The 18,343-nt window shown below is 71.1% G+C and carries 20 protein-coding genes; 11 read left to right on the plus strand and 9 right to left on the minus strand.

Features of this window, described 5'->3' with window-relative positions; translation table 11 throughout:
* The first annotated feature begins 4 nt into the window (after positions 1-4).
* Complete coding sequence (locus tag ACFY10_RS32810; protein WP_390668852.1) at positions 5-1,189, plus strand: SfnB family sulfur acquisition oxidoreductase; 1,185 nt, start codon at positions 5-7, stop codon at positions 1,187-1,189.
* A 43-nt stretch (positions 1,190-1,232) separates the two neighbouring features.
* A complete protein-coding gene (locus ACFY10_RS32815; RefSeq protein WP_390668853.1) occupies positions 1,233-2,378 on the plus strand; it encodes an LLM class flavin-dependent oxidoreductase in 1,146 nt (381 codons plus the stop codon).
* A 7-nt stretch (positions 2,379-2,385) separates the two neighbouring features.
* Here the strand turns inward: ACFY10_RS32815 and ACFY10_RS32820 are convergent, their stop codons facing one another.
* Positions 2,386-2,745, minus strand: coding sequence for a nuclear transport factor 2 family protein (locus ACFY10_RS32820; protein ID WP_390668854.1), 360 nt, complete (start codon positions 2,743-2,745; stop codon positions 2,386-2,388).
* Positions 2,745-3,800, minus strand: coding sequence for an acyl-CoA dehydrogenase family protein (locus ACFY10_RS32825; protein ID WP_390668855.1), 1,056 nt, complete (start codon positions 3,798-3,800; stop codon positions 2,745-2,747). Before ACFY10_RS32825 ends, ACFY10_RS32820 begins: the two co-directional genes overlap by 1 nt.
* A gap of 98 nt (positions 3,801-3,898) precedes the next feature.
* Between ACFY10_RS32825 and ACFY10_RS32830 the strand changes: the two genes are divergently transcribed.
* From ACFY10_RS32830 to ACFY10_RS32850, 5 genes are all read left to right on the plus strand, one after another.
* Positions 3,899-4,255: a YciI family protein gene (locus ACFY10_RS32830; RefSeq protein ID WP_275770724.1), complete on the plus strand. Its 357-nt coding sequence runs from the start codon at positions 3,899-3,901 to the stop codon at positions 4,253-4,255.
* Entirely contained in the window at positions 4,255-5,451 is a 1,197-nt protein-coding gene (locus ACFY10_RS32835) for an RNA polymerase sigma factor (RefSeq protein ID WP_390668856.1), read from the plus strand. Before ACFY10_RS32830 ends, ACFY10_RS32835 begins: the two co-directional genes overlap by 1 nt.
* 121 nt (positions 5,452-5,572) lie before the next feature.
* Positions 5,573-6,895 carry an aldehyde dehydrogenase family protein gene (locus ACFY10_RS32840; RefSeq protein WP_390668857.1) on the plus strand — a complete coding sequence of 441 codons (1,323 nt, stop codon included), beginning with the start codon at positions 5,573-5,575 and terminating at the stop codon, positions 6,893-6,895.
* A 556-nt stretch (positions 6,896-7,451) separates the two neighbouring features.
* Entirely contained in the window at positions 7,452-8,162 is a 711-nt protein-coding gene (locus ACFY10_RS32845) for a chitinase (RefSeq protein ID WP_390668858.1), read from the plus strand.
* A gap of 74 nt (positions 8,163-8,236) precedes the next feature.
* The gene (locus ACFY10_RS32850; protein WP_390668859.1) at positions 8,237-9,142 is read left to right on the plus strand and encodes an oxidoreductase; all 906 of its coding nucleotides are present in this window, start codon (positions 8,237-8,239) and stop codon (positions 9,140-9,142) included.
* 48 nt (positions 9,143-9,190) lie between these two features.
* On the opposite strand, the gene ACFY10_RS32855 is transcribed toward ACFY10_RS32850, so the two are convergent.
* Complete coding sequence (locus tag ACFY10_RS32855; RefSeq protein WP_390668860.1) at positions 9,191-9,649, minus strand: pyridoxamine 5'-phosphate oxidase family protein; 459 nt, start codon at positions 9,647-9,649, stop codon at positions 9,191-9,193.
* Positions 9,650-9,697: 48 nt separating this feature from the next.
* A complete protein-coding gene (locus tag ACFY10_RS32860; protein ID WP_390668861.1) occupies positions 9,698-10,795 on the minus strand; it encodes a sodium-dependent transporter in 1,098 nt (365 codons plus the stop codon).
* Between the two features lie 283 nt (positions 10,796-11,078).
* Between ACFY10_RS32860 and ACFY10_RS32865 the strand changes: the two genes are divergently transcribed.
* Positions 11,079-11,471 carry a VOC family protein gene (locus tag ACFY10_RS32865; protein WP_390668862.1) on the plus strand — a complete coding sequence of 131 codons (393 nt, stop codon included), beginning with the start codon at positions 11,079-11,081 and terminating at the stop codon, positions 11,469-11,471.
* Between the two features lie 62 nt (positions 11,472-11,533).
* Entirely contained in the window at positions 11,534-12,598 is a 1,065-nt protein-coding gene (locus ACFY10_RS32870) for an adenosine deaminase (protein ID WP_390668863.1), read from the plus strand.
* Here ACFY10_RS32870 and ACFY10_RS32875 read toward each other — a convergent pair.
* From ACFY10_RS32875 to ACFY10_RS32885, 3 genes are all read right to left on the minus strand, one after another.
* Positions 12,586-13,095 (minus strand): DinB family protein, encoded by a 510-nt coding sequence (locus tag ACFY10_RS32875; protein ID WP_390668864.1) that lies wholly within the window; start codon positions 13,093-13,095, stop codon positions 12,586-12,588. The two genes, ACFY10_RS32870 and ACFY10_RS32875, sit on opposite strands and share 13 nt — an antisense overlap.
* 28 nt (positions 13,096-13,123) lie before the next feature.
* Positions 13,124-14,617, minus strand: coding sequence for a carotenoid oxygenase family protein (locus tag ACFY10_RS32880; RefSeq protein WP_390668865.1), 1,494 nt, complete (start codon positions 14,615-14,617; stop codon positions 13,124-13,126).
* Between the two features lie 67 nt (positions 14,618-14,684).
* Positions 14,685-15,602: a LysR family transcriptional regulator gene (locus tag ACFY10_RS32885; RefSeq protein ID WP_390668866.1), complete on the minus strand. Its 918-nt coding sequence runs from the start codon at positions 15,600-15,602 to the stop codon at positions 14,685-14,687.
* A 134-nt stretch (positions 15,603-15,736) separates the two neighbouring features.
* Between ACFY10_RS32885 and mgrA the strand changes: the two genes are divergently transcribed.
* A complete protein-coding gene (mgrA, locus tag ACFY10_RS32890) occupies positions 15,737-16,732 on the plus strand; it encodes an L-glyceraldehyde 3-phosphate reductase (RefSeq protein WP_390668867.1) in 996 nt (331 codons plus the stop codon).
* Between the two features lie 100 nt (positions 16,733-16,832).
* Here the strand turns inward: mgrA and ACFY10_RS32895 are convergent, their stop codons facing one another.
* Positions 16,833-17,120 carry a DUF1905 domain-containing protein gene (locus ACFY10_RS32895; RefSeq protein WP_390668868.1) on the minus strand — a complete coding sequence of 96 codons (288 nt, stop codon included), beginning with the start codon at positions 17,118-17,120 and terminating at the stop codon, positions 16,833-16,835.
* Between the two features lie 71 nt (positions 17,121-17,191).
* The gene (locus ACFY10_RS32900) at positions 17,192-17,575 is read right to left on the minus strand and encodes a nuclear transport factor 2 family protein (protein WP_390668869.1); all 384 of its coding nucleotides are present in this window, start codon (positions 17,573-17,575) and stop codon (positions 17,192-17,194) included.
* 324 nt (positions 17,576-17,899) lie between these two features.
* On the opposite strand from ACFY10_RS32900, the gene ACFY10_RS32905 reads away from it, so the two are divergent.
* On the plus strand, positions 17,900-18,310 hold the full coding sequence (locus tag ACFY10_RS32905; protein ID WP_390668870.1) for a hypothetical protein: 411 nt from the start codon (positions 17,900-17,902) through the stop codon (positions 18,308-18,310).
* Positions 18,311-18,343 lie beyond the last annotated feature (33 nt).

Genomic DNA, 18,343 nt, shown 5'->3' on the forward strand with positions numbered 1-18,343 from the left:
CGCCGTGTCCGCCCATGTCATCGCCGACGAGGCGGAGGCCCTCGCCGTCGCGGCCGCCCTGGCCGAGGAGTTCCGCGCCGGCGCCTCCGCCCGGGACGCCGCACGCAGGCTCCCGCGCGAGGAGTTGGACCGGCTGTCCGCCTCCGGACTGCTCGCGGTCACCGTCCCCGCCGAGCACTGCGGCGCCGACGTCTCCGCGCTGACCCTCGCCGAGATCTTCCGCCTGCTCGCCTCGGCCGACGGCAGCCTCGCCCAGATCCCGCAGAGCCACTTCGCCTACGTCAATGTGATCCGCCGTCAGGGCACCGAGGAACAGCGGAAGTTCTTCTTCGCCGAGCTGCTGGCCGGCCGACGCTTCGGCAACGCCCAGTCCGAGGCGGGCACCAAGCACGTCCAGGACATCCGCACCCGGCTGCAACCGCAGCCGGACGGTTCCTACCTCCTCACCGGCGTCAAGCACTACTCCACCGGAGCCCTCTTCGCCGACTGGATCCCGGTACTGGCCCGCGCCGACGACGACAAACTGCACGTCGCCTACGTCCCCGCGGACGCCCCCCGCCTCACGGTCGTCGACGACTGGGACGGCCTGGGCCAGCGGACAACGGCCAGCGGCACCGTCCGGCTCGAACGCGTCCCGGTGCCGGGCGACCGTGTCCTGCCGCACCACCTCACCTTCGAGGGACCCCAACTCCACGGCGCCGTCGCCCAGTTGCTGCACGCCGCGATCGACGCGGGCATCGCGTCGGGTGCCCTCGCAGAGGCCGCCGAGTTCGTACGGACGAAGAGCCGGCCCTGGTTCGAGAGCGGTGTCGAAACGGCCGCCGAGGACCCGCTGCTGATCCAGCGCTTCGGTGAACTCGCCCTGCAGGTACGGGCGTCGGAGGCGCTGCTGCGCGAGGCCGCCCGCGCCGTCGACGCTGCACGCAGCGACCTCACCGACGACACGGCGGCCGAGGCGTCCATCGCGGTCGCCGCGGCCAAGGTGCAGGCCGCGCAGGCCGCGGTCGAGGTGGCGAGCGCCCTGTTCGAGGTGTCCGGCACCCGTTCCGCGCTCAACTCCCTCAACCTGCACCGGCATTGGCGCGATGCCCGCACCCACACGCTGCACGACCCGACCCGCTGGAAGATCCAGCACATCGGCCGGTACGTGCTCAACGGCACGCGGCCACCCCGCCACGGCCTCCTCTAGCGCGATCCGCACCACCCGCGACACCTCTGATCGGAGACCCCACGTGTCCCTCACCTTCCACTGGTTCCTCCCCACCAACGGCGACAGCCGCCACGTGGTCGGCGGCGGCCACGGCACCCCCGCCACCTCCTCCGGACGCGACCGGCCGCCGACGGTGGCCTACCTGAGCCAGATCGCCAAGGCCGCCGAGGACCTGGGTTTCGTGGGCGCACTCACGCCGACCGGCGCCTGGTGCGAGGACGCGTGGCTGACCACCGCCATGGTCAGCCAGAACACCGAGCACCTGAAGTTCCTGGTCGCCTTCCGCCCCGGCTTCGTCTCCCCGACGCTCGCCGCCCAGATGGCATCGACCTTCCAGCGGCAGAGCGGCGGCCGGCTGCTCCTCAACGTCGTCACCGGCGGCGAAAGCCACGAGCAGCGGGCTTACGGCGACTTCCTCGACAAGGACGCCCGTTACCGCCGTACCGGCGAATTCCTGGAGATCGTACGGGGGCTGTGGGAGGGCAAGACGGTCGACCTGCACGGCGAGTACCTCCACGTCGAGGATGCCAAGCTGGCCCGCGTGCCCGACCCGGTCCCGGAGGTGTACTTCGGCGGGTCCTCGCCCGTCGCCGGAGAGGTTGCCGCCAAGTATGTCGACAGCTACCTCACCTGGGGGGAGCCGCCCGCACAGGTCGCCGAGAAGATCGCCTGGATCCGGGGGCTGGCGGCCGAGCAGGGGCGCACCCTGCGCTTCGGCATCCGGCTGCACGTCATCACCCGCGACACCTCCGAGCAGGCCTGGGCGGAGGCCGACCGGCTCCTCGCCGGCTTCGACCCGGAGACCGTGAAGTCCGTGCAGGCCGGACTCGCCCGCAGCGAGTCCGAGGGACAGCAACGGATGCTCGCCCTGCACGGCGGCGGCAACCGGGACGGCCTGGAGATCCACCCCAACCTCTGGGCCGGCATCGGCCTGGTGCGCGGCGGCGCGGGCACCGCCCTGGTCGGCAGCCACGACGAGGTCGCCGAGCGGATCAAGGAGTACCACGCCCTGGGCATCGACGAGTTCGTGCTCTCCGGCTACCCGCACCTGGAGGAGGCGTACTGGTTCGGCGAGGGCGTGCTTCCGCGCCTGGCCGCACAGGGGCTCTGGCAGCACCCGTTCGGCAACCTGGCCGTGGCGTCGGCGCAGGTGCCGTTCGCGAGCTAGTGGTATGTCACACACCACCGCCGAAGAAGACCTGCACCTCCCGAATGAGCCCGTCCCGGACGGTGATCGCCTCGACATTGCGGTACCGGCCGCCGGTCGTGAGCTCGTACTCGTAGTGGACGAGTACGAGCTCCTCGTCGGCGGGCACGACGTGCAGCAGCCGCTGCTCCACGAACCGCTGCGCGGTCGGGAAACACCGCTCCGCGGTCGGGAAACACCGCTCGAAGAAGGCCGCCTTGTCGATGTGGTCGTCCCGCGGACTGGTGAAGGTGAAGCCGTCGGCGTAGAGCGCGTGAGCCGCCTCGCGGTCCTGTGACCGGTAGTGCCGGAACGCCTCTTCGACGATGTCGGTCGGACTCTTGATCATTAGGACTCCCGGATCTCCGTGAGCGCGTCGAGGTGCGCCCGCCGCACCACCGACGTCTGCCCCTGCACCAGCAGGAACATCCCCTCGCGGGCCAACCGCTGGGCAGGATGGCGTACGTCCATGGTGCGGCCGCCACCGGCCACGACCGCCGCGGTCGTGGCCGCGCGCATGAGGTCGTACGACCGCGTCTTGAGCGCCAGCCGTTCCTCGACGTGCTCGTGGGGGACCGGGTGGTCGGCCAGCTCGTACGCCCGCCGCCGCACCTCGTCGAGGCGGCCGCGCAGCACCCGGGCGTTCTCTGTTTCTCCGGCGTCCTCCAGCACGCGCAGCGCGGCGTACGCCACGCCGAAGACGGCCGGGGACGTGTTCGTGCTCCGAGGCAGGTCGACGAGGGCGAACTTCTCCTGCGGGGTGCGCAGCACCATGCTCTCCTCGGGCAACCACAGGCCGTCCAGCTCCAGCGAGACCGTACGGGCGGCGGTGAGTGCCGCCAGCGGCATCGGCTCCGAGGCGCGTAGCCCCGGCTGTTCGCGGGCGTCGGCGAACGCGAACACGATCTCGGCCGAGTCGGTCACACCGGCGAGCAGCATCACGTCGTTGAGGCCCCAGCCCGTGTACCAGGGCACGGTGCCGTCGAACCGCCAGCCGTCCCGTTCTGCCGTGGCCCGCACGGGGAGGCGGGGGAAGGCGCGGACATGGGCGTAGGCGATGCCGGCCAGCAGCTCACCGGAGGCCAGCGGACCGAGCAGCCGCTCCCGCGCGGGGAGTTCGGACCTCGCCAGCAGCCGCACCGGCGTGTGGTGCTGGGTCTGCACGAACCAGGTCGAGCAGCACGCGCCGGCCAGGATCTCCTGGATCTCCCGTGCCACCGAGTCGGGGGCACCCGCCCCGCCGTACTCCCGCGGCGCGCTCACACCGAGTAGCCCCGACCGCCTGACGGCCTCCACATGGCTCGCGGGCACGCCCTCCTGGTCGACACGCGCGGCATTCGGGGCGAGGAGGCCGTCGGCGAGGGACTGGGCGGTGGCGACGAGGGGGTGCGGTGCGGCGGTCATGGAGAAGATTCTCCCGATGCCGTCGTGCGCGGTGTCGATCCGGGGGTGTGCCGTTCGTGTAGGAGGTGAGAGAACGACACGATGCCAAGGAGGACCTCATGCAGTACTACCTGCTCAGCGTGATCACACCGACCGACGGGACGCCGCCCGGGCCGGAGGCCATGGCGGAGATCGTCCGCAACCTCGACACCTTCCACGCGGAACTGCGCGAGGCCGGTGCCTGGGTCTTCGCCGGCGGGCTGCACGGCCCCGAGACGGCCACCGTGCTGCGGCCCAGGGACGGTGACGTCCTGATCACCGACGGACCGTACGCCGAGGGCAAGGAGTACCTGGGAGGCATCTGCCTGATCAAGGCCCCGGACCTGGACGCGGCCCTGGAATGGGGCAAGAAGGCGACCTGGGCGACCACCCTGCCCATCGAGGTGCGCCCGTTCATGCACCAGGCCGAGGAGTGATGTCTCGTCCCGTCGACATCGAGGCCGTCTTCCGTGCGGAGTACGGTCGCGCCGTCGCCGTCCTCGTCCGCTTCCTCGGCGACATCGACCTCGCCGAGGAAGCGGTGCAGGACGCCTTCACGACGGCCGTGCAGCGCTGGCCGGAGACCGGCGTGCCGCCGAGCCCGGCCGGCTGGATCATCACCACCGCACGCAACCGTGCCATCGACCGGCTGCGCCGCGAGTCCTCCCGCGAGGCCCGCCACGCCGAGGCGGCCCTGCTGCACACCCCCGACGCACCGGCCGAGGAGGGACCCGTGCGCGACGACCGGCTCCGCCTGATCTTCACCTGCTGCCACCCGGCGCTCGCCCCGCAGGCGCAGGTCGCCCTGACCCTGCGCCTGCTCGGCGGACTCACCACGCCCCGGATCGCCCGCGCCTTCCTGGTGCCCGAGCCGACCATGGCCCAGCGCCTCGTCCGCGCCAAGGCGAAGATCCGCGACGCCCGGATCCCGTACCGGGTGCCCCGCGACGCCGACCTCCCGGACCGGCTGAAGGGCGTCCTGGCCGTCGTCTACCTGATCTTCAACGAGGGCTACGCCGGCACCCCCGAGCTGTGCGCGGAGGCCGTACGCCTCGGCCGCCTCCTGGCCGAGCTCATGCCGGACGAACCCGAGGTCACCGGCCTGCTCGCGCTGATGCTCCTGGTCGACTCCCGCCGCCCCGCACGGCTGGACGAGAACGGCGAACTGGTACCGCTGCCCGAGCAGGACCGCAGCCGCTGGGACCGGGAGCTCATCGCCGAGGGGCAGTCGCTGGTCCGCCGCTGCCTGCGCCGCAACCAGCCCGGGCCGTACCAGATCCAGGCCGCCATCCAGGCCGTCCACAGCGACGCGCCCACCGCGGACGCCACCGACTGGGGCCAGATCCGGCAGCTGTACGACCAGCTCATGGCCCTCGCGCCGAGCCCCGTCGTGGCGCTGAACCGGGCCGTCGCCGTGGCCGAGACCGAGGGACCCCGCCAGGCCCTGGAGCTCGTCGACGCGCTGGACCTCGACGGCTACCACGTCTTCCACGCCGTCCGCGCCGATCTGCTGCGCCGCCTGGGACGCGACACCGAGGCGGTACGGGCGTACGAGGCGGCCATCGCGCGCTCGGAGAGCGCGGCGGAGCGGGCCTTTCTGGAACGGCGGCGGCAGGAACTCGGCCGCACGTGACGGGCTCGCCGGCTTGTGATGGGTTCGCTGCGGAAAGTAGTCGTCCGGCGCCGGAATTTATTTTGGTGTATGAAAGGTTGCCATGTACACCTGACTCTGACCGTTCCAGCAGCGAGGCATCGTGAACCACTCCACCCCCGAGCAGCCCGCCGACGTCGTGGCCCGGCTGCGCGCCACCTTCCGCACCGGCCGCACCAAGCCCGTCGAGTGGCGCACCGCCCAACTGCGCCGACTGCGCGAACTGCTCACGGAGAACGGCCCCGACCTGGCCGCCGCCCTCCACGCCGACCTGGGCAAGAGCTCCACCGAAGCCCACCGTACCGAGATCGACTTCACGGTCCGCGAGATCGACCACACCCTCGACCACCTCGCCGACTGGCTGCGCCCCGAAGCCGCCCCGGTCCCGGCCCATCTCGGCGCGGACGCGAGCGCCTGGACGCAGTACGACCCGCTCGGCGTCGTCCTCGTCATCGCCCCCTGGAACTACCCCGCCCAGCTCCTGCTCGCCCCGCTGGTCGGCGCCCTCGCCGCGGGCAACGCGGTGGTGGCCAAGCCGAGCGAACTGGCCCCCGCCACCTCGGCCGCACTCGCCCGCCTGCTGCCCGCCTACCTCGACACCGACGCGGTCGCCGTTGTCGAGGGCGGCATCCCGGAGACCACGGCCCTGCTGGCCGAGCGCTTCGACCACATCTTCTACACCGGCAACGGTGCCGTCGGCCGCATCGTCATGCGCGCCGCCGCCGAGCACCTCACCCCGGTCACCCTCGAACTCGGCGGCAAGTCCCCGGCGTTCGTCGACCGCGACACCGACCTCGACGTGGTCGCGGACCGGCTGGCCCGCGGCAAGTTCCTCAACGCCGGTCAGACCTGTGTCGCTCCCGACTACGTCCTGACCGACCCGGCCACCGCCGCCGCCCTGGAGCCCGCGTTCACCCGTGCCGTCCAGGCGCTGTACGGCACCGACCCGTCCGCCTCCGCCGAATACGGCCGGATCATCAACGAACGGCACTTCGACCGGCTGGCCGGCCTGCTCGACTCGGGCCGCGCCGTCGTCGGCGGCGGCAGCGACCATACGACGAAGTACATCGCACCGACGGTCCTGGCGGACGTCGACCCCAAGTCGCCCGTCATGCAGGAGGAGATCTTCGGGCCGATCCTGCCGATCGTCACCGTGTCGGACCTGGACGCGGCGATCGACTTCATCAACGACCGCGACAAGCCCCTCGCCCTGTACGTCTTCTCCGAGTCCGCCGAGACGCGTGGCCGGATCGCCGCCGAGACGTCCTCCGGTGGTCTCGGCCACGGCCTGCCGCTGGCCCATCTCACCGTCTCCGACCTGCCGTTCGGCGGTGTGGGGGAGAGCGGCATGGGCCGCTATCACGGCCGCTACTCGATCGAGACGTTCAGCCACCGCAAGGCGGTGCTGCAGAAGCCGCTGAGCTGAACCCGGTGAGGAGAGCGCCCGGCCGGCGGTGCGGCCGGGCGTTTTGGCAGTGGCGCATCTGAACGTGCTGCGGGAGAACGGGTTCGCGACGGTCCGTCCTGAAGGAACCCGGCAGCTGTCATCAGCGCCGTGCGCCGGCAGGTCGGTATGCGCACCATCAAGGTACTGGCTGCTGCCGGTGAGGGGAGAGCTAAGGCTGGGGGGCCGTTGTCAGCTCCAGGGCTGGATCGAATTCCGCCTGACGCCCGAGGAGGGCGGCACCCGCTTCCAGTTGGAGCACATCGCCACATCGACGACACGAAGCCGGACTCCGGTCCTTCAAGTGCCCGGCGTGCACTGCGCGCCGGGCACCTTTGCGCAATCTCCCGGTCGAGGAAGGGGATTGACTGGTCTACACCCTTGACTGGTACAGACCAAAGCGGTTGAGTGTGGCACCACAACCCCCCACCGCGGCCGCCCCCACGCCGTGGCCGGTCCGGCCGGCGCATGCGCCCGAGGCCGGGCTCCGGTCTGCCCTCGGCCGGGAGCGGCCGTGCTCCGCAAAGGAGTTCATTCCTTGTCGAGACGCCGCATCGCCGCACTCCTGTCCTCGCTCGCCCTCGGCGGCGCCCTCCTGGCGCTCCAGCCGGCCCCCACCGCATCCGCCGCGGGCTTCGTCGTCAGCGAGTCGCAGTTCAACCAGATGTTCCCGAGCCGGAATTCGTTCTACACGTACAGCGGGCTCACGGCCGCCCTCAGTGCCTACCCCGGCTTCGCCACCACCGGCAGCGACACGGTCCAGAAGCAGGAGGCCGCTGCCTTCCTGGCCAACGTCAGCCACGAGACCGGCGGGCTGGTCTACGTGGTCGAGCAGGACACTTCCAACTACCCCCACTACTGCGACGCCAGCCAGCCCTACGGCTGCCCGGCCGGCCAGGCCGCCTACTACGGGCGCGGCCCGATCCAGCTGTCCTGGAACTTCAACTACAAGGCCGCGGGCGACGCCCTCGGCATCGACCTGCTCGACAACCCCTACCTGGTACAGAACGACGCGTCCGTGGCCTGGAAGACCGGCCTGTGGTACTGGAACACCCAGTCCGGCCCCGGCACCATGACCCCGCACAACGCCATGGTCAACAACGCCGGCTTCGGCCAGACCATCCGCTCCATCAACGGCTCCCTGGAGTGCGACGGCAAGAATCCGGCGCAGGTGCAGAGTCGCGTCGACGCCTACCAGCGCTTCACCCAGATACTGGGGGTCTCGCCGGGCGACAACCTCTACTGCTGACAGCCGCCCCGAACTCGTACATGCATCCGTAAAGTCCCGGCGTCGGCACGTCGGGCGTGTGCGAGACTCCGCCGATGACCTCCGAAACGATCACCGCGGACGCCGCGGGAACCTGGAAACTCGGCGACCTGCCCGTCAACCGCATCGGCTTCGGCGCCATGCGGCTGACGGGCAGCGCCGCCTTCCACCTCGGGACACCGAGCGACCGCGGACGGTCGATCGCCGTGCTGCGCAAGGCGGTTGAGCTCGGCGTGAACCACATCGACACGGCCGCGTTCTACTTCTCCCAGCTGCGCTCCGCCAACGAGATCATCAACAGCGCGCTGGCCCCGTACCCCGAAGACCTGGTCATCGTCGCGAAGGTCGGCCCCTACCGCGACTACTCGGGGGAGTGGGCCACACCGGCCCGCCCCGACCAGCTGCGCGGCCATGTGGAGGAGAACCTGCGGCAGCTCGGCCGCGACCATCTTGACGTCGTCAACCTGCGCCGCATGGAGCAGGACTCGATCGCCGAACACTTCGGGGTGCTGGCCGAGCTGCGCGAGGCGGGCCTGATCCGGCACCTCGGCCTGTCCGACGTCGAGCCGCGGCACCTGGCCGAGGCGCAGGCCATCGCGCCGGTGGTGTGCGTGCAGAACCGGTACGGGCTGGGTCACCGCGCCCCGGTCACGGACGAACTGGTGCGGATCTGCGGCGAACAGGGCATCGCCTTCGTGCCGTTCTTCGCCGTCGCGGGCAAGGGCGGGGCGAAGGGTGCGAGCACCACGCACGACGAGGAAGTGCTCGCCGTCGCCCGCGCCCACGACGCGAGTCCCACCCAGGTCCGCATCGCCTGGACGCTCCACCAGGGCCCGCACGTCCTCGCCATACCCGGTACCGGCAACCCCGACCACCTCGCCGAGAACGTGGCATCCGGTGCGCTCCGCCTCACAGCCGACGAGCTGGAGCGACTCAATCGGCTGCACAGCAAGGTCAGTTGAGGTCGAGGGGCCCGTTGCCGGGCCCCTCAGTCGTCCTGTCGAGTCGTCTCAGACCGCCCACACGCCGTCCCGCATCAGATGCCGCCCGGGCAGCTCATGCTCCCCGCGCCACGCCTGCACGCCGCGCGGCCGCACCCGGAAGAAGGCATACGACGTGCCGTCCTTGCGGGGATCCCACCTCGTCTTCGTCACGAACGCGTCGGCCGCCGCGGCCGGCACATCCCGCCCGGCGAACATCTCCACGTCCCCGTCGACGAGCACCACGTCCTGCGTGTCGGCGAACGCGAGCCGGGTGCGCCCGCCGTCGCGCAGATTGCGGCCCGTGGGATTGGTGACCCGGGTGGACATCCAGACCGACTCCCCGTCCCAGGCGAACCACAGCGCAACCAGGCACGGCAGTCCGCCTTCGTCGGCGGTGGCGACCCAGATGTCCAACTCCCGTGCCAATCGGGCCAGTACGTCCTGCTTGCGCTGCTCAGGGCTGCGGGACGGCTCGGTGATCTTCATGTCCGGGACGCTACCGGCCCGTCCGGGATCGCACCTCGGGCCGCGGTCCTAGGTCTGTCGGCCTCCTTCTCTCCGGGCGCCGAACCCGCGCACGACCCGCCCCGCCGCCACCTTCTGCAGCAGCCCGTACGCCAGCACCGGCAGCAGGATGTGCGGCCGGTCGGGCAGCGTCGTAGTGATGAGCACGGCACTGGCGCTGCTGTTGTTCATCCCGCAGGCCAGCGTCACGGACGCGCCCGCTCTCGCATCCAGCCGCAGCGCGTGGGCGGCGACCCGCCCCAGCGCGAAGGACAGACCGCACACCGTCGCCGCGACGGCGAGTGCGGCCGCCAGCAGCATCGGACGCGGATGGCGCAGGAACGGCCCCAGAACGCCGCTGGCGTTGACATACGTCAGCAGCAGCGAGGCCGGGAGTGCCACGGCGACGGCGGCGCCGACGAGCCCGTCCGACGCCCGCCGGGGCAGGAGCAGCCGGCACAACAGGCCCGCGCCGCAGGGCAGCACGACCGAGGTGAGCGCGAAGGCGTGCCCGGCGGTCTGCGCCGCGTCGGCCAGCCGGCCCGCGTAGTCGCCGCGCAGCAGCGGGCACAGCGCCGCCAGGGTGAGCGGCACCGTCAGCGGGCTGACCAGGGTGGAGGCGAGGACCAGCCCGACAGCCGTCGGCTGGTCGCCGTCCCCCTTGGCGGTCCACACCGTCGCCCCGGCCGCCACCGGCATCGCGACGATCAGGATCATCGCGGCGACCATGCCGCTGCCGCCGTCCTGGTCGGGGGAGTGCCGCAGTGCGAACGCGACCCCGGGGACGATCAGCAGCGGCGCCACCACGTGCAGCACGAGCCCGGCGACCAGAGCGGCCGGGCGCCGCAGCAGCAGCCGCAGCTCACGCAGCGGCACCTGGAGTCCGGCGCTGAACAGCACCAGGGCGAGGAGTAACTGCGGTGTTCTCAGGGCGAGTTCCGCGAGTGAGGGGATGCCGATCGCGTGCGGGCGCCGCAGCCACAGGCCGGGAGCGGGCAGCAGGGCCGCGGCGGCGTAGGCCAGGGTGATCGCCGCGCCGAGGTGGCGCCGCAGCAGGGCGTGCGCGCGAGGTCGCCGCGGCCGTCGCGGCTGGTGGTCGGCGGTGGTCTTCGCGGGTCGGGGGCACATGGCGGCGCTCTTCCGTCGTGGGGCTGGGGCGGAGAAGGAACGCCGGTATCGCGAAGCGGCCCACCGGGATGCTCGGATGCGTGTGCGTGCGAGGCCCTGTGGTCATGCTGGGCTGCCCCTTTCGTCGTGGGCGCGCGGGCGCGACCCGATGCCGCAGCCGAGTGACTACAGCCATGTAGACGGTCTATGGAACTCTAGACGACGGCAGTGACAGGGGCCGACTGGCGAACTCGAGGTTTTACGTATAACCTCTCCCGTCAATCACCCTCTCCGAAAGGCCACGATGAGACGCATCGCCCTGGTCACCCTCGTCGTCGACGACTATGACGAGGCGATCCGCTTCTACACCGAAGCCCTCGGATTCCGGCTCGTCGAGGACACCCCCCGCCCGGACGGCTCCCGCTGGGTCGTCGTCCAGCCCGGCGCCGAGGCGCAGGGCACCGCCCTGCTACTGGCCCGGGCGAAGGGCGAGGCGCAGCGCGGCCGGGTCGGGGACCAGACCGGCGGGCGGGTCGGCTTCTTCCTGCACACCGACGACTTCGCCCGCGACCACGCCCGCATGCTCGCCGCGGGCGTGACCTTCCTGGAGGAGCCGCGCCATGAGCCGTACGGCTCGGTCGCCGTCTTCCAGGACCTGTACGGAAACCGCTGGGACCTGCTCCAGCCCGCCGACTGAGCCTCCTCCCGCCGCACGCTCCTGCCACCGCCCAGAACCACCCGCTCAACGAAAGACCCGCCATGACTGCTACGCGCGTAGACGCCGAAGTGATCCGCCGCCTGCCCAAGGCCGTCCTGCACGACCACCTCGACGGCGGCCTGCGCCCCGCCACCGTGGTGGAACTCGCGGACGCGGTCGGCCACACCCTGCCCACCACCGACCCGGACGAGCTCGCCGCCTGGTACTTCGAGGCCGCCAACTCCGGTGACCTGGTGCGCTACATAGCCACCTTCGAGCACACCCTCGCCGTGATGCAGACCCGCGAGGGCCTGCTGCGCACCGCTGAGGAGTACGTGCTCGACCTGGCCGCCGACGGTGTCGTCTACGCCGAGGTGCGCTACGCACCCGAGCTGAACGTGAACGGCGGGCTGACCCTGCCCGAGGTCGTCGAGACCGTCCAGGAGGGCCTCGCGGCGGGCATGGCCAAGGCGGCGGCCGCGGGCACCCCGGTCCGCGTCGGCACCCTGCTGTGCGGCATGCGGATGTTCGACCGCGTCCGGGAGGCCGCCGACCTCGCCGTCGCCTTCCGTGACGCCGGTGTCGTCGGCTTCGACATCGCCGGCGCCGAGGACGGCTTCCCGCCCGCCGACCACCTGGACGCCTTCGAGCACCTGCGCCGCGAGAGTGTCCCGTTCACCATCCACGCCGGTGAGGCGCACGGCCTGCCCAGCATCCACCAGGCCCTGCAGGTGTGCGGCGCCCAGCGCATCGGGCACGGCGTGCGCCTCACCGAGGACATCGTGGACGGCAAGCTCGGCCGTCTCGCCGGCTGGGTCCGCGACCGCCGTATCGCCCTGGAGATGTGCCCGACCTCCAACCTGCAGACCGGCGCCGCCACCTCGATCGCCGAGCACCCGATCACCGCGCTGAAGGACCTCGGCTTCCGGGTCACCCTCAACACCGACAACCGTCTGGTGTCGGGTACGACGATGACCCGGGAGATGACCCTGCTGGTCGAGGAGGCGGGCTGGACGGTCGAGGACCTGCGCACGGTCACCGTGAACGCCGTCAAGAGCGCGTTCATCCCGTTCGACGAGCGCAAGGCCCTCATCGAGGACGTGGTCCTGCCGGGTTACGCGCTCTGACGGAGCCCCCGGAGATAGGCGGCCTGTCCGACGTGCTCCAGATCGTCGGACAGGACGCTGACCAGCCGGACGCCCAGGCTGACCGGCGGATCCCAGTTCGGGTCCACGACGCGTTCCAGGTCTTTGGCAGACAGGTCACGCAGGACGTCGAGGGTCTGTGCGTGGACGGCGTCGTAGTACCCGGTCAGCAGCTCCGCCGAGTCGACCCGCACTTTGGCGACCTTGGCGGGGCTGTGGCCGTACCCGGTGTCGCGGGCCGGCAGGTCGAGGGCGAAGCGCTTCTCCCAGTCCTGGGTCAGCCACACCTGGTCGAGCCCGAAGGCGTCGGCCACGTGGTCGTCCTGGACGCGGGTGAGGTGCCAGATCAGCCAGGAGATGGAGTTGGCGCCGACGGCGGGCCGGTGGTTGAGGTCGTCGGGGCCGAGGCCTTCCACGGCGGCATGGACTTCTTCCTGGATGCGGCTGTAACCGTCGATGAGGATGTCCTTTGCATGCATACCGTCCACCATCGCGCACCTGGGCGTCTCACGCGTCCGGAATCCAGCTCCCGTGGAAGCCGAGCGGCACCCGCCCCGGCAGATGGATCCGGGCGACCGGCTCGCCGGTGAAGTCCTGGGCGGCGAGGATCACCAGGTCGGACGCTCGGCGATCGGGATTGTGAACGTATGCGATCGCGTACCCGTCGTCCTCGGCCGCACTGTGTTCCCGCGGCACGAACACGGCCTCGCTCGCGGCCGCACCGCGCGGCAGCCGGTGGACCTGGGCCGTGCCGCGCAGGAGATCATGCTTGATGAGCGCGTTGCTGAACGCCCGGTCGGGCGGGTTGCCGTCGGCCGTCATGTACGCCAGCGTCATCTCTGCGGACGCCGCCGAGTAGCCGTAGCGGTGCCGGCGGGACACCAGCGCCTCGTTCACGCGCGGGAATTCCTGCGGGCGGTCGTCCAGGGTCCGGGTCCGCACCCGGCCGTGGCGCAGGTCGATCGTCCAGCGGTCCAGCCTGGGGGTGCCCGCGCCGTAGGGGCCGCCCGACCCCTTCCCCGCCACGAAGAAAGGGGCGTCGAAGTTCGTCATGTCGATGACGATGTCCGTGCCCTCCTCGTACGCGTTGAGGGTGTGCGAGTAGTAGACCGGGTCGACCTCGAACCAGCGGACCGCACCGCCCTTGCGCGGCAGCACTCCGACCCGTGCCGGGTACTTGTCGTTCCAGATGTACGGGACGATGTCGCCCCGCTCGGCGGCCGCCGGGTCGAAGGTGACCGGCATGTCGAGGACGACGACGTGGTTCTCGGTGAGGGCGAAGTCGTGGATCATCGGCGCGTCCGCCACCGGGATCCTGGTGGTGCGGGACACCCGGCCCGTCGGATCCACGACCAGGTGACGGACGTGGTCCCAGGTCGGGTAGTAGGCGATGGCATGCAACTCGCCTGCGTAGGCGTCGTACTTGGTGTGCGCGGTGAACGCGCCCTTCAGGGTGGACCGGAAGTCGTACGTCCCCACGGTGTTGAGCTCGTCGTCGAGTTCGTACGGCAGCGGCCCGCTCTCCTGGAGGGCGAGGATCCGCCCCCGGTAGGGGATCACATGGGTGTTGCACGGGAAGTCGTCCGGCGGCACCGGACCCGGATACGGCTCGCCCAGTTTCTTCGCCACCTGGGAGGAGCGCACCCAGCGGTTGCGATACCACTCGGCGCGGCCGTCGCGCAGCCGGACGCCGTGCACCATGCCCTCGCCGAGCATCCAGTGGTGGGCGCGCGGGTCCTCCAGGCCCAGGACGTTGGGGCCGTTGCGCAGATAGCGGCCGTTCAGCTCGCGCGGGATGCGGCCGGTGACCGGCAGGTCGAAGGCCGTCAGTTCCTCCGTGACGGGCTCGAACGCGCCCTCCAGGAAGGGGAAGCGGCGCGCCGTGGGTGCCTGGGGAGCCGCGACGGCCGGGCGTGCACCCACCCCCGAGCCGACCAGCCCGCCCGCCGCCGCCATCGCCGCCGCGCCGCGCAGCACGTTCCGTCGTGTGTGGTGCGTCATCTTCCGTACTCCTGACCGCAGTTGTCGTGAGGAACGGTCACGAGTCTGCGGTGGGAAACGGGCCGGGTCAGGAGGGGTGGGTCCCGTCCTGGGGTGTACCTGCACCCCCTGTTTCCAGCAGTGCCATCAGCGCTCGGGCCGCGGGGCTGGTGGCCTGCGAGGGCGGGAGCAGGGCGACCGTCTCGTACACGGTCTCCCCGGTGCCCTTCACGGGCAGCGCGGTCAGCGACGGGCGCTTGTGCCGGAAGTGGCGCGGTACGACGGCGACGCCGAGGTTCTCGTCCACCAGGTCGAGGAGGCTGTGCACGTCGTTCACCTCCAGCGCGACCGCCCGCCGTACGCCCGCGGCGGCGAATGCGGCGTCCGTGGTGCGGCGTGGGCCCCAGTCGGGGTGGAAGTCGACGAAGACCTCGCCGCCCAGGTCCTCCGGAGTCACGGCCACTCCGGCGCGCGCGAGCCGGTGGTCGGGGTGGCACAGCACGGTCAGCGGTTCGGCGGCCAGCGGTACGACGCGCAGCTGGTCGGTGGCCTCCTGCGCCGTACGCACCGCGAAGGCCAGGTCGAGACGTCCGGCCGCGACCTCCTCCGCGAGCGCGCCCGAACCGGCCTGCCGCAGACAGATCTCCACGTCCGGGTGCTGCCGACGGAACGCCGCCAGCAGGCCCGCCACATGCACCCCGGCGATGCACTGCTCGGACCCGAGCGCGAGCATCCCACGCAGCACCCCCTGCACCGCGGCCACCGCCTCGTGGGCCGACCGCACCTGCGCCAGGATCCGCTCCGCCTCGCCCAGCAGCGCCCGCCCGGCCGGCGTGAGCGTCACCCGCCGGGTGGTCCGCACGAACAGCGGCGTCTGCAGCTCCCGCTCCAGCGCCCGGATCGAGGCGGACAGTCCCGACTGGGAGACCAGCAGCCGTTCGGCGGCCCGGGTGAAGTGCTGGTCCTCGGCGACCGCGACGAAGTGCTGGAGATGGCGGAGTTCCATGACTCAGAAGCGTATCCGCTGAATTCCATCGGATTCTTCTGTTGGACCAATGCACCCAGGTCACGAAAGAGTGGACACCGGTTCTCAGGAAACCGTGGTTCTCAGGAAACCGTGCCAACCCCTCTGGAGTCGCGTTGTACACCGCACACCCCGACCGCTACACGGACATGCCCTACCGGCGCACCGGACGCAGCGGCCTGAAGCTTCCCGCGATCTCGCTCGGCCTGTGGCACAACTTCGGCCCGGCGGACCGCACCGTCGAGACGCAGCGTGCCATCCTGCGCCGCGCCTTCGACCTCGGTGTCACCCACTTCGACCTGGCCAACAACTACGGGCCGCCGCCCGGCGCCGCCGAGTCCGCCTTCGGCGAGGCGCTGAAGTCCGACCTCGCCGCCTACCGCGACGAGCTGATCATCTCGACCAAGGCCGGCTATCTGATGTGGCCCGGCCCGTACGGCGAGTGGGGCTCCCGCAAGTACCTGCTGTCCTCGCTGGACCAGAGCCTCACCCGGATGGGCCTGGACTACGTCGACATCTTCTACTCGCACCGCCCCGACCCGGAGACTCCCCTCGAGGAGACGATGGGCGCCCTGCACTCGGCGGTCCAGCAGGGCAAGGCGCTGTACGTCGGCATCTCCAACTATTCGGCGGAGCAGACCCGCGAGGCCGCCCGCATCCTCGGCGAGCTCGGCACCCCGCTGCTGATCCACCAGCCGCGCTACTCGATGCTCGACCGCCGCCCCGAGGACGAGGGCCTGCTGGACGCGCTCGACGAGCTGCAGGTCGGCTCCATCGTCTTCTCCCCGCTGGAGCAGGGCCTGCTCTCCTCCCGCTACCTGGACGGCATCCCGGAGGACTCGCGGGCCGCGAGCGACAGCCCCTTCCTGAACTCCGACGCGCTCACCGAGGACCTGGTGACGCGGCTGCGCGAGCTGAACGACATCGCCAAGTCCCGCAGCCAGACCCTCGCCCAGCTGGCCCTGGCCTGGGTGCTGCGCGGCGGCCGGGTGACCTCCGCCCTGGTCGGTGCGAGCAGCCCGCAGCAGATCGAGGACAGCGTCGCGGCCACCCGCAACCTCGACTTCGACGCCGACGAGCTGGCCCGCATCGACGCGATCGTCAAGCCGTAGGACGCTCGCTCACGTCCCAGAGGCGGTCCGCCGCCTCTGGGCCGACCACATACGGAAGAACCCGGCTCTCGGCGTCGCCCCCGGCGCTACCCGTAGGCCGTCAGGAGCCGAGCCGCTCCGCCAGGCGCACGGTCACCGTGTCGCCCTCGCCCTTCCCGATGGCCTTGCGGATGTCGGCCTTCACCGGCAGTTTGTGCGTGCCGTCGCCCAAGGCCATGAACGAGCTGCGGAAGGGGTGTCCGTCGATCGTGCCGCGGACCTTGACGAGCCCGCGGGTGCCGAAGAACTCGACGCTCTTCGGCCAGACGAGATAGGTCCAGCCGCCCTCGCTCGGGCTCTTGCGCAGGACGGCGGTGAACTCCTCGTCGAGCTTGGTGGTCGTGGTCATGGTGGCTTCCTCCGCTCGCGGTGGTCATGTACCCAAGAGACCACCGCGAGCCCGGAAACTCATCGCGCAGGTCACGCCCCTGCGGGCACCCGGTCCAGGAAACCGAGCACCGAGCGGATACGGCCGTCCCCGTCCAGCGTGATCACGTCGAAGCCGGCCACGGGCGCCGAGCCGTCGGCCTCGCTCACCAGCTCCCAGGAGAAGCGCGCCGTGTCGTGGTGGCCGTCCACGGCGCCGGTCAGCCGGAAGGCGAAGCCCGGGAACTGCCCGTGCGCCGCGGTGATCAGGGACGCGATCTGGTCGTGGCCGCCGACGTCGGCGAGCGGGTCGGTGTAAGTGCCGTCCGCCGCCCAGGCGGCGGCGACCGCCTTCGCCAGCGCCTCCGGCTCGCCCGCGTTCCAGGCCTCGAAGTAGCGGGCGACGGCGTTCTCGTGACGATCGGTGTTCGCGGACATGGGAAATCAGCCTCCATCGAGGTCGTAACTGCTGGTCAGGACCCGGATTCGCGGATGCGGCGACCCGGTACAGCAACCATGCCCCGTCCGTGACGGACGGTCGATTACCCCTCGGGTAATGACAGCACTCGCAGGGTTTCGGCCAACTGCCCCTGTGAATATGCCAGGAGACTGGCCGGAAAGTCGTGGTGACAGTGTTTCAGTAGTGAACATACTCAAGACTCAAGGGACTTCACGGCGAGCGAAGACACGATCACGCACAGCACATGAGCCGCACCGAAAGCGAGGCCGGCCGAGAGGCGAGCAAGCAACGGGGGAGCGAACGTGCACGACGAATTCTTATGCCACGTCACGGCTTACGGCGCCTGCGGAGGCGAGCGCATCGGTGTGCCCCTGGGCACCTACCGGGCTCCCACTCTCGCCCTCGCCCTGTGGTGGCTGCGCGACCGCGCGAACTGGATCGCCGACCGTCTCGACCCGCAGCCGGAGGCGGAGCACTTCCCGCCGAGCTCGCTCGTCCCTGTCGCCGACACCGTGCCCGACGTACCGGCCGTACTGCGTTCCTGGTGCGGCAATGTCGCCCAACAGGAGCTGGTCGCCGACGAGTTGGCAGCCGGACGGCTGGTGCGGATCGCGATCAGCGACGAGACCACCGAGTACGAGCTGCTGGCCGAGTCCGTCGACGCCCTGCGCATGCAGCGGACCGTCCCGGCGCTCGTCCTGCCCGTCGGCTGAGCGCCGACGGCAATCGCCACGTCGGGCGTATAT

This window comes from Streptomyces sp. NPDC001401, from assembly GCF_042895385.1.
Lineage (GTDB): Bacteria > Actinomycetota > Actinomycetes > Streptomycetales > Streptomycetaceae > Streptomyces.

What these genes read in the sequence shown, in the direction of transcription:
- ACFY10_RS32820 (WP_390668854.1), bottom strand. Translation starts at nt 2,745, where the DNA reads ATGATCAAGAGTCCGACCGACATCGTCGAAGAGGCGTTCCGGCACTAC.
- ACFY10_RS32825 (WP_390668855.1), bottom strand. Translation starts at nt 3,800, where the DNA reads ATGACCGCCGCACCGCACCCCCTCGTCGCCACCGCCCAGTCCCTCGCC.
- ACFY10_RS32830 (WP_275770724.1), top strand. Translation starts at nt 3,899, where the DNA reads ATGCAGTACTACCTGCTCAGCGTGATCACACCGACCGACGGGACGCCG.
- ACFY10_RS32835 (WP_390668856.1), top strand. Translation starts at nt 4,255, where the DNA reads ATGTCTCGTCCCGTCGACATCGAGGCCGTCTTCCGTGCGGAGTACGGT.
- ACFY10_RS32850 (WP_390668859.1), top strand. Translation starts at nt 8,237, where the DNA reads ATGACCTCCGAAACGATCACCGCGGACGCCGCGGGAACCTGGAAACTC.
- ACFY10_RS32855 (WP_390668860.1), bottom strand. Translation starts at nt 9,649, where the DNA reads ATGAAGATCACCGAGCCGTCCCGCAGCCCTGAGCAGCGCAAGCAGGAC.
- ACFY10_RS32860 (WP_390668861.1), bottom strand. Translation starts at nt 10,795, where the DNA reads ATGTGCCCCCGACCCGCGAAGACCACCGCCGACCACCAGCCGCGACGG.
- ACFY10_RS32865 (WP_390668862.1), top strand. Translation starts at nt 11,079, where the DNA reads ATGAGACGCATCGCCCTGGTCACCCTCGTCGTCGACGACTATGACGAG.
- ACFY10_RS32870 (WP_390668863.1), top strand. Translation starts at nt 11,534, where the DNA reads ATGACTGCTACGCGCGTAGACGCCGAAGTGATCCGCCGCCTGCCCAAG.
- ACFY10_RS32875 (WP_390668864.1), bottom strand. Translation starts at nt 13,095, where the DNA reads ATGCATGCAAAGGACATCCTCATCGACGGTTACAGCCGCATCCAGGAA.
- ACFY10_RS32880 (WP_390668865.1), bottom strand. Translation starts at nt 14,617, where the DNA reads ATGACGCACCACACACGACGGAACGTGCTGCGCGGCGCGGCGGCGATG.
- ACFY10_RS32885 (WP_390668866.1), bottom strand. Translation starts at nt 15,602, where the DNA reads ATGGAACTCCGCCATCTCCAGCACTTCGTCGCGGTCGCCGAGGACCAG.
- ACFY10_RS32895 (WP_390668868.1), bottom strand. Translation starts at nt 17,120, where the DNA reads ATGACCACGACCACCAAGCTCGACGAGGAGTTCACCGCCGTCCTGCGC.
- ACFY10_RS32900 (WP_390668869.1), bottom strand. Translation starts at nt 17,575, where the DNA reads ATGTCCGCGAACACCGATCGTCACGAGAACGCCGTCGCCCGCTACTTC.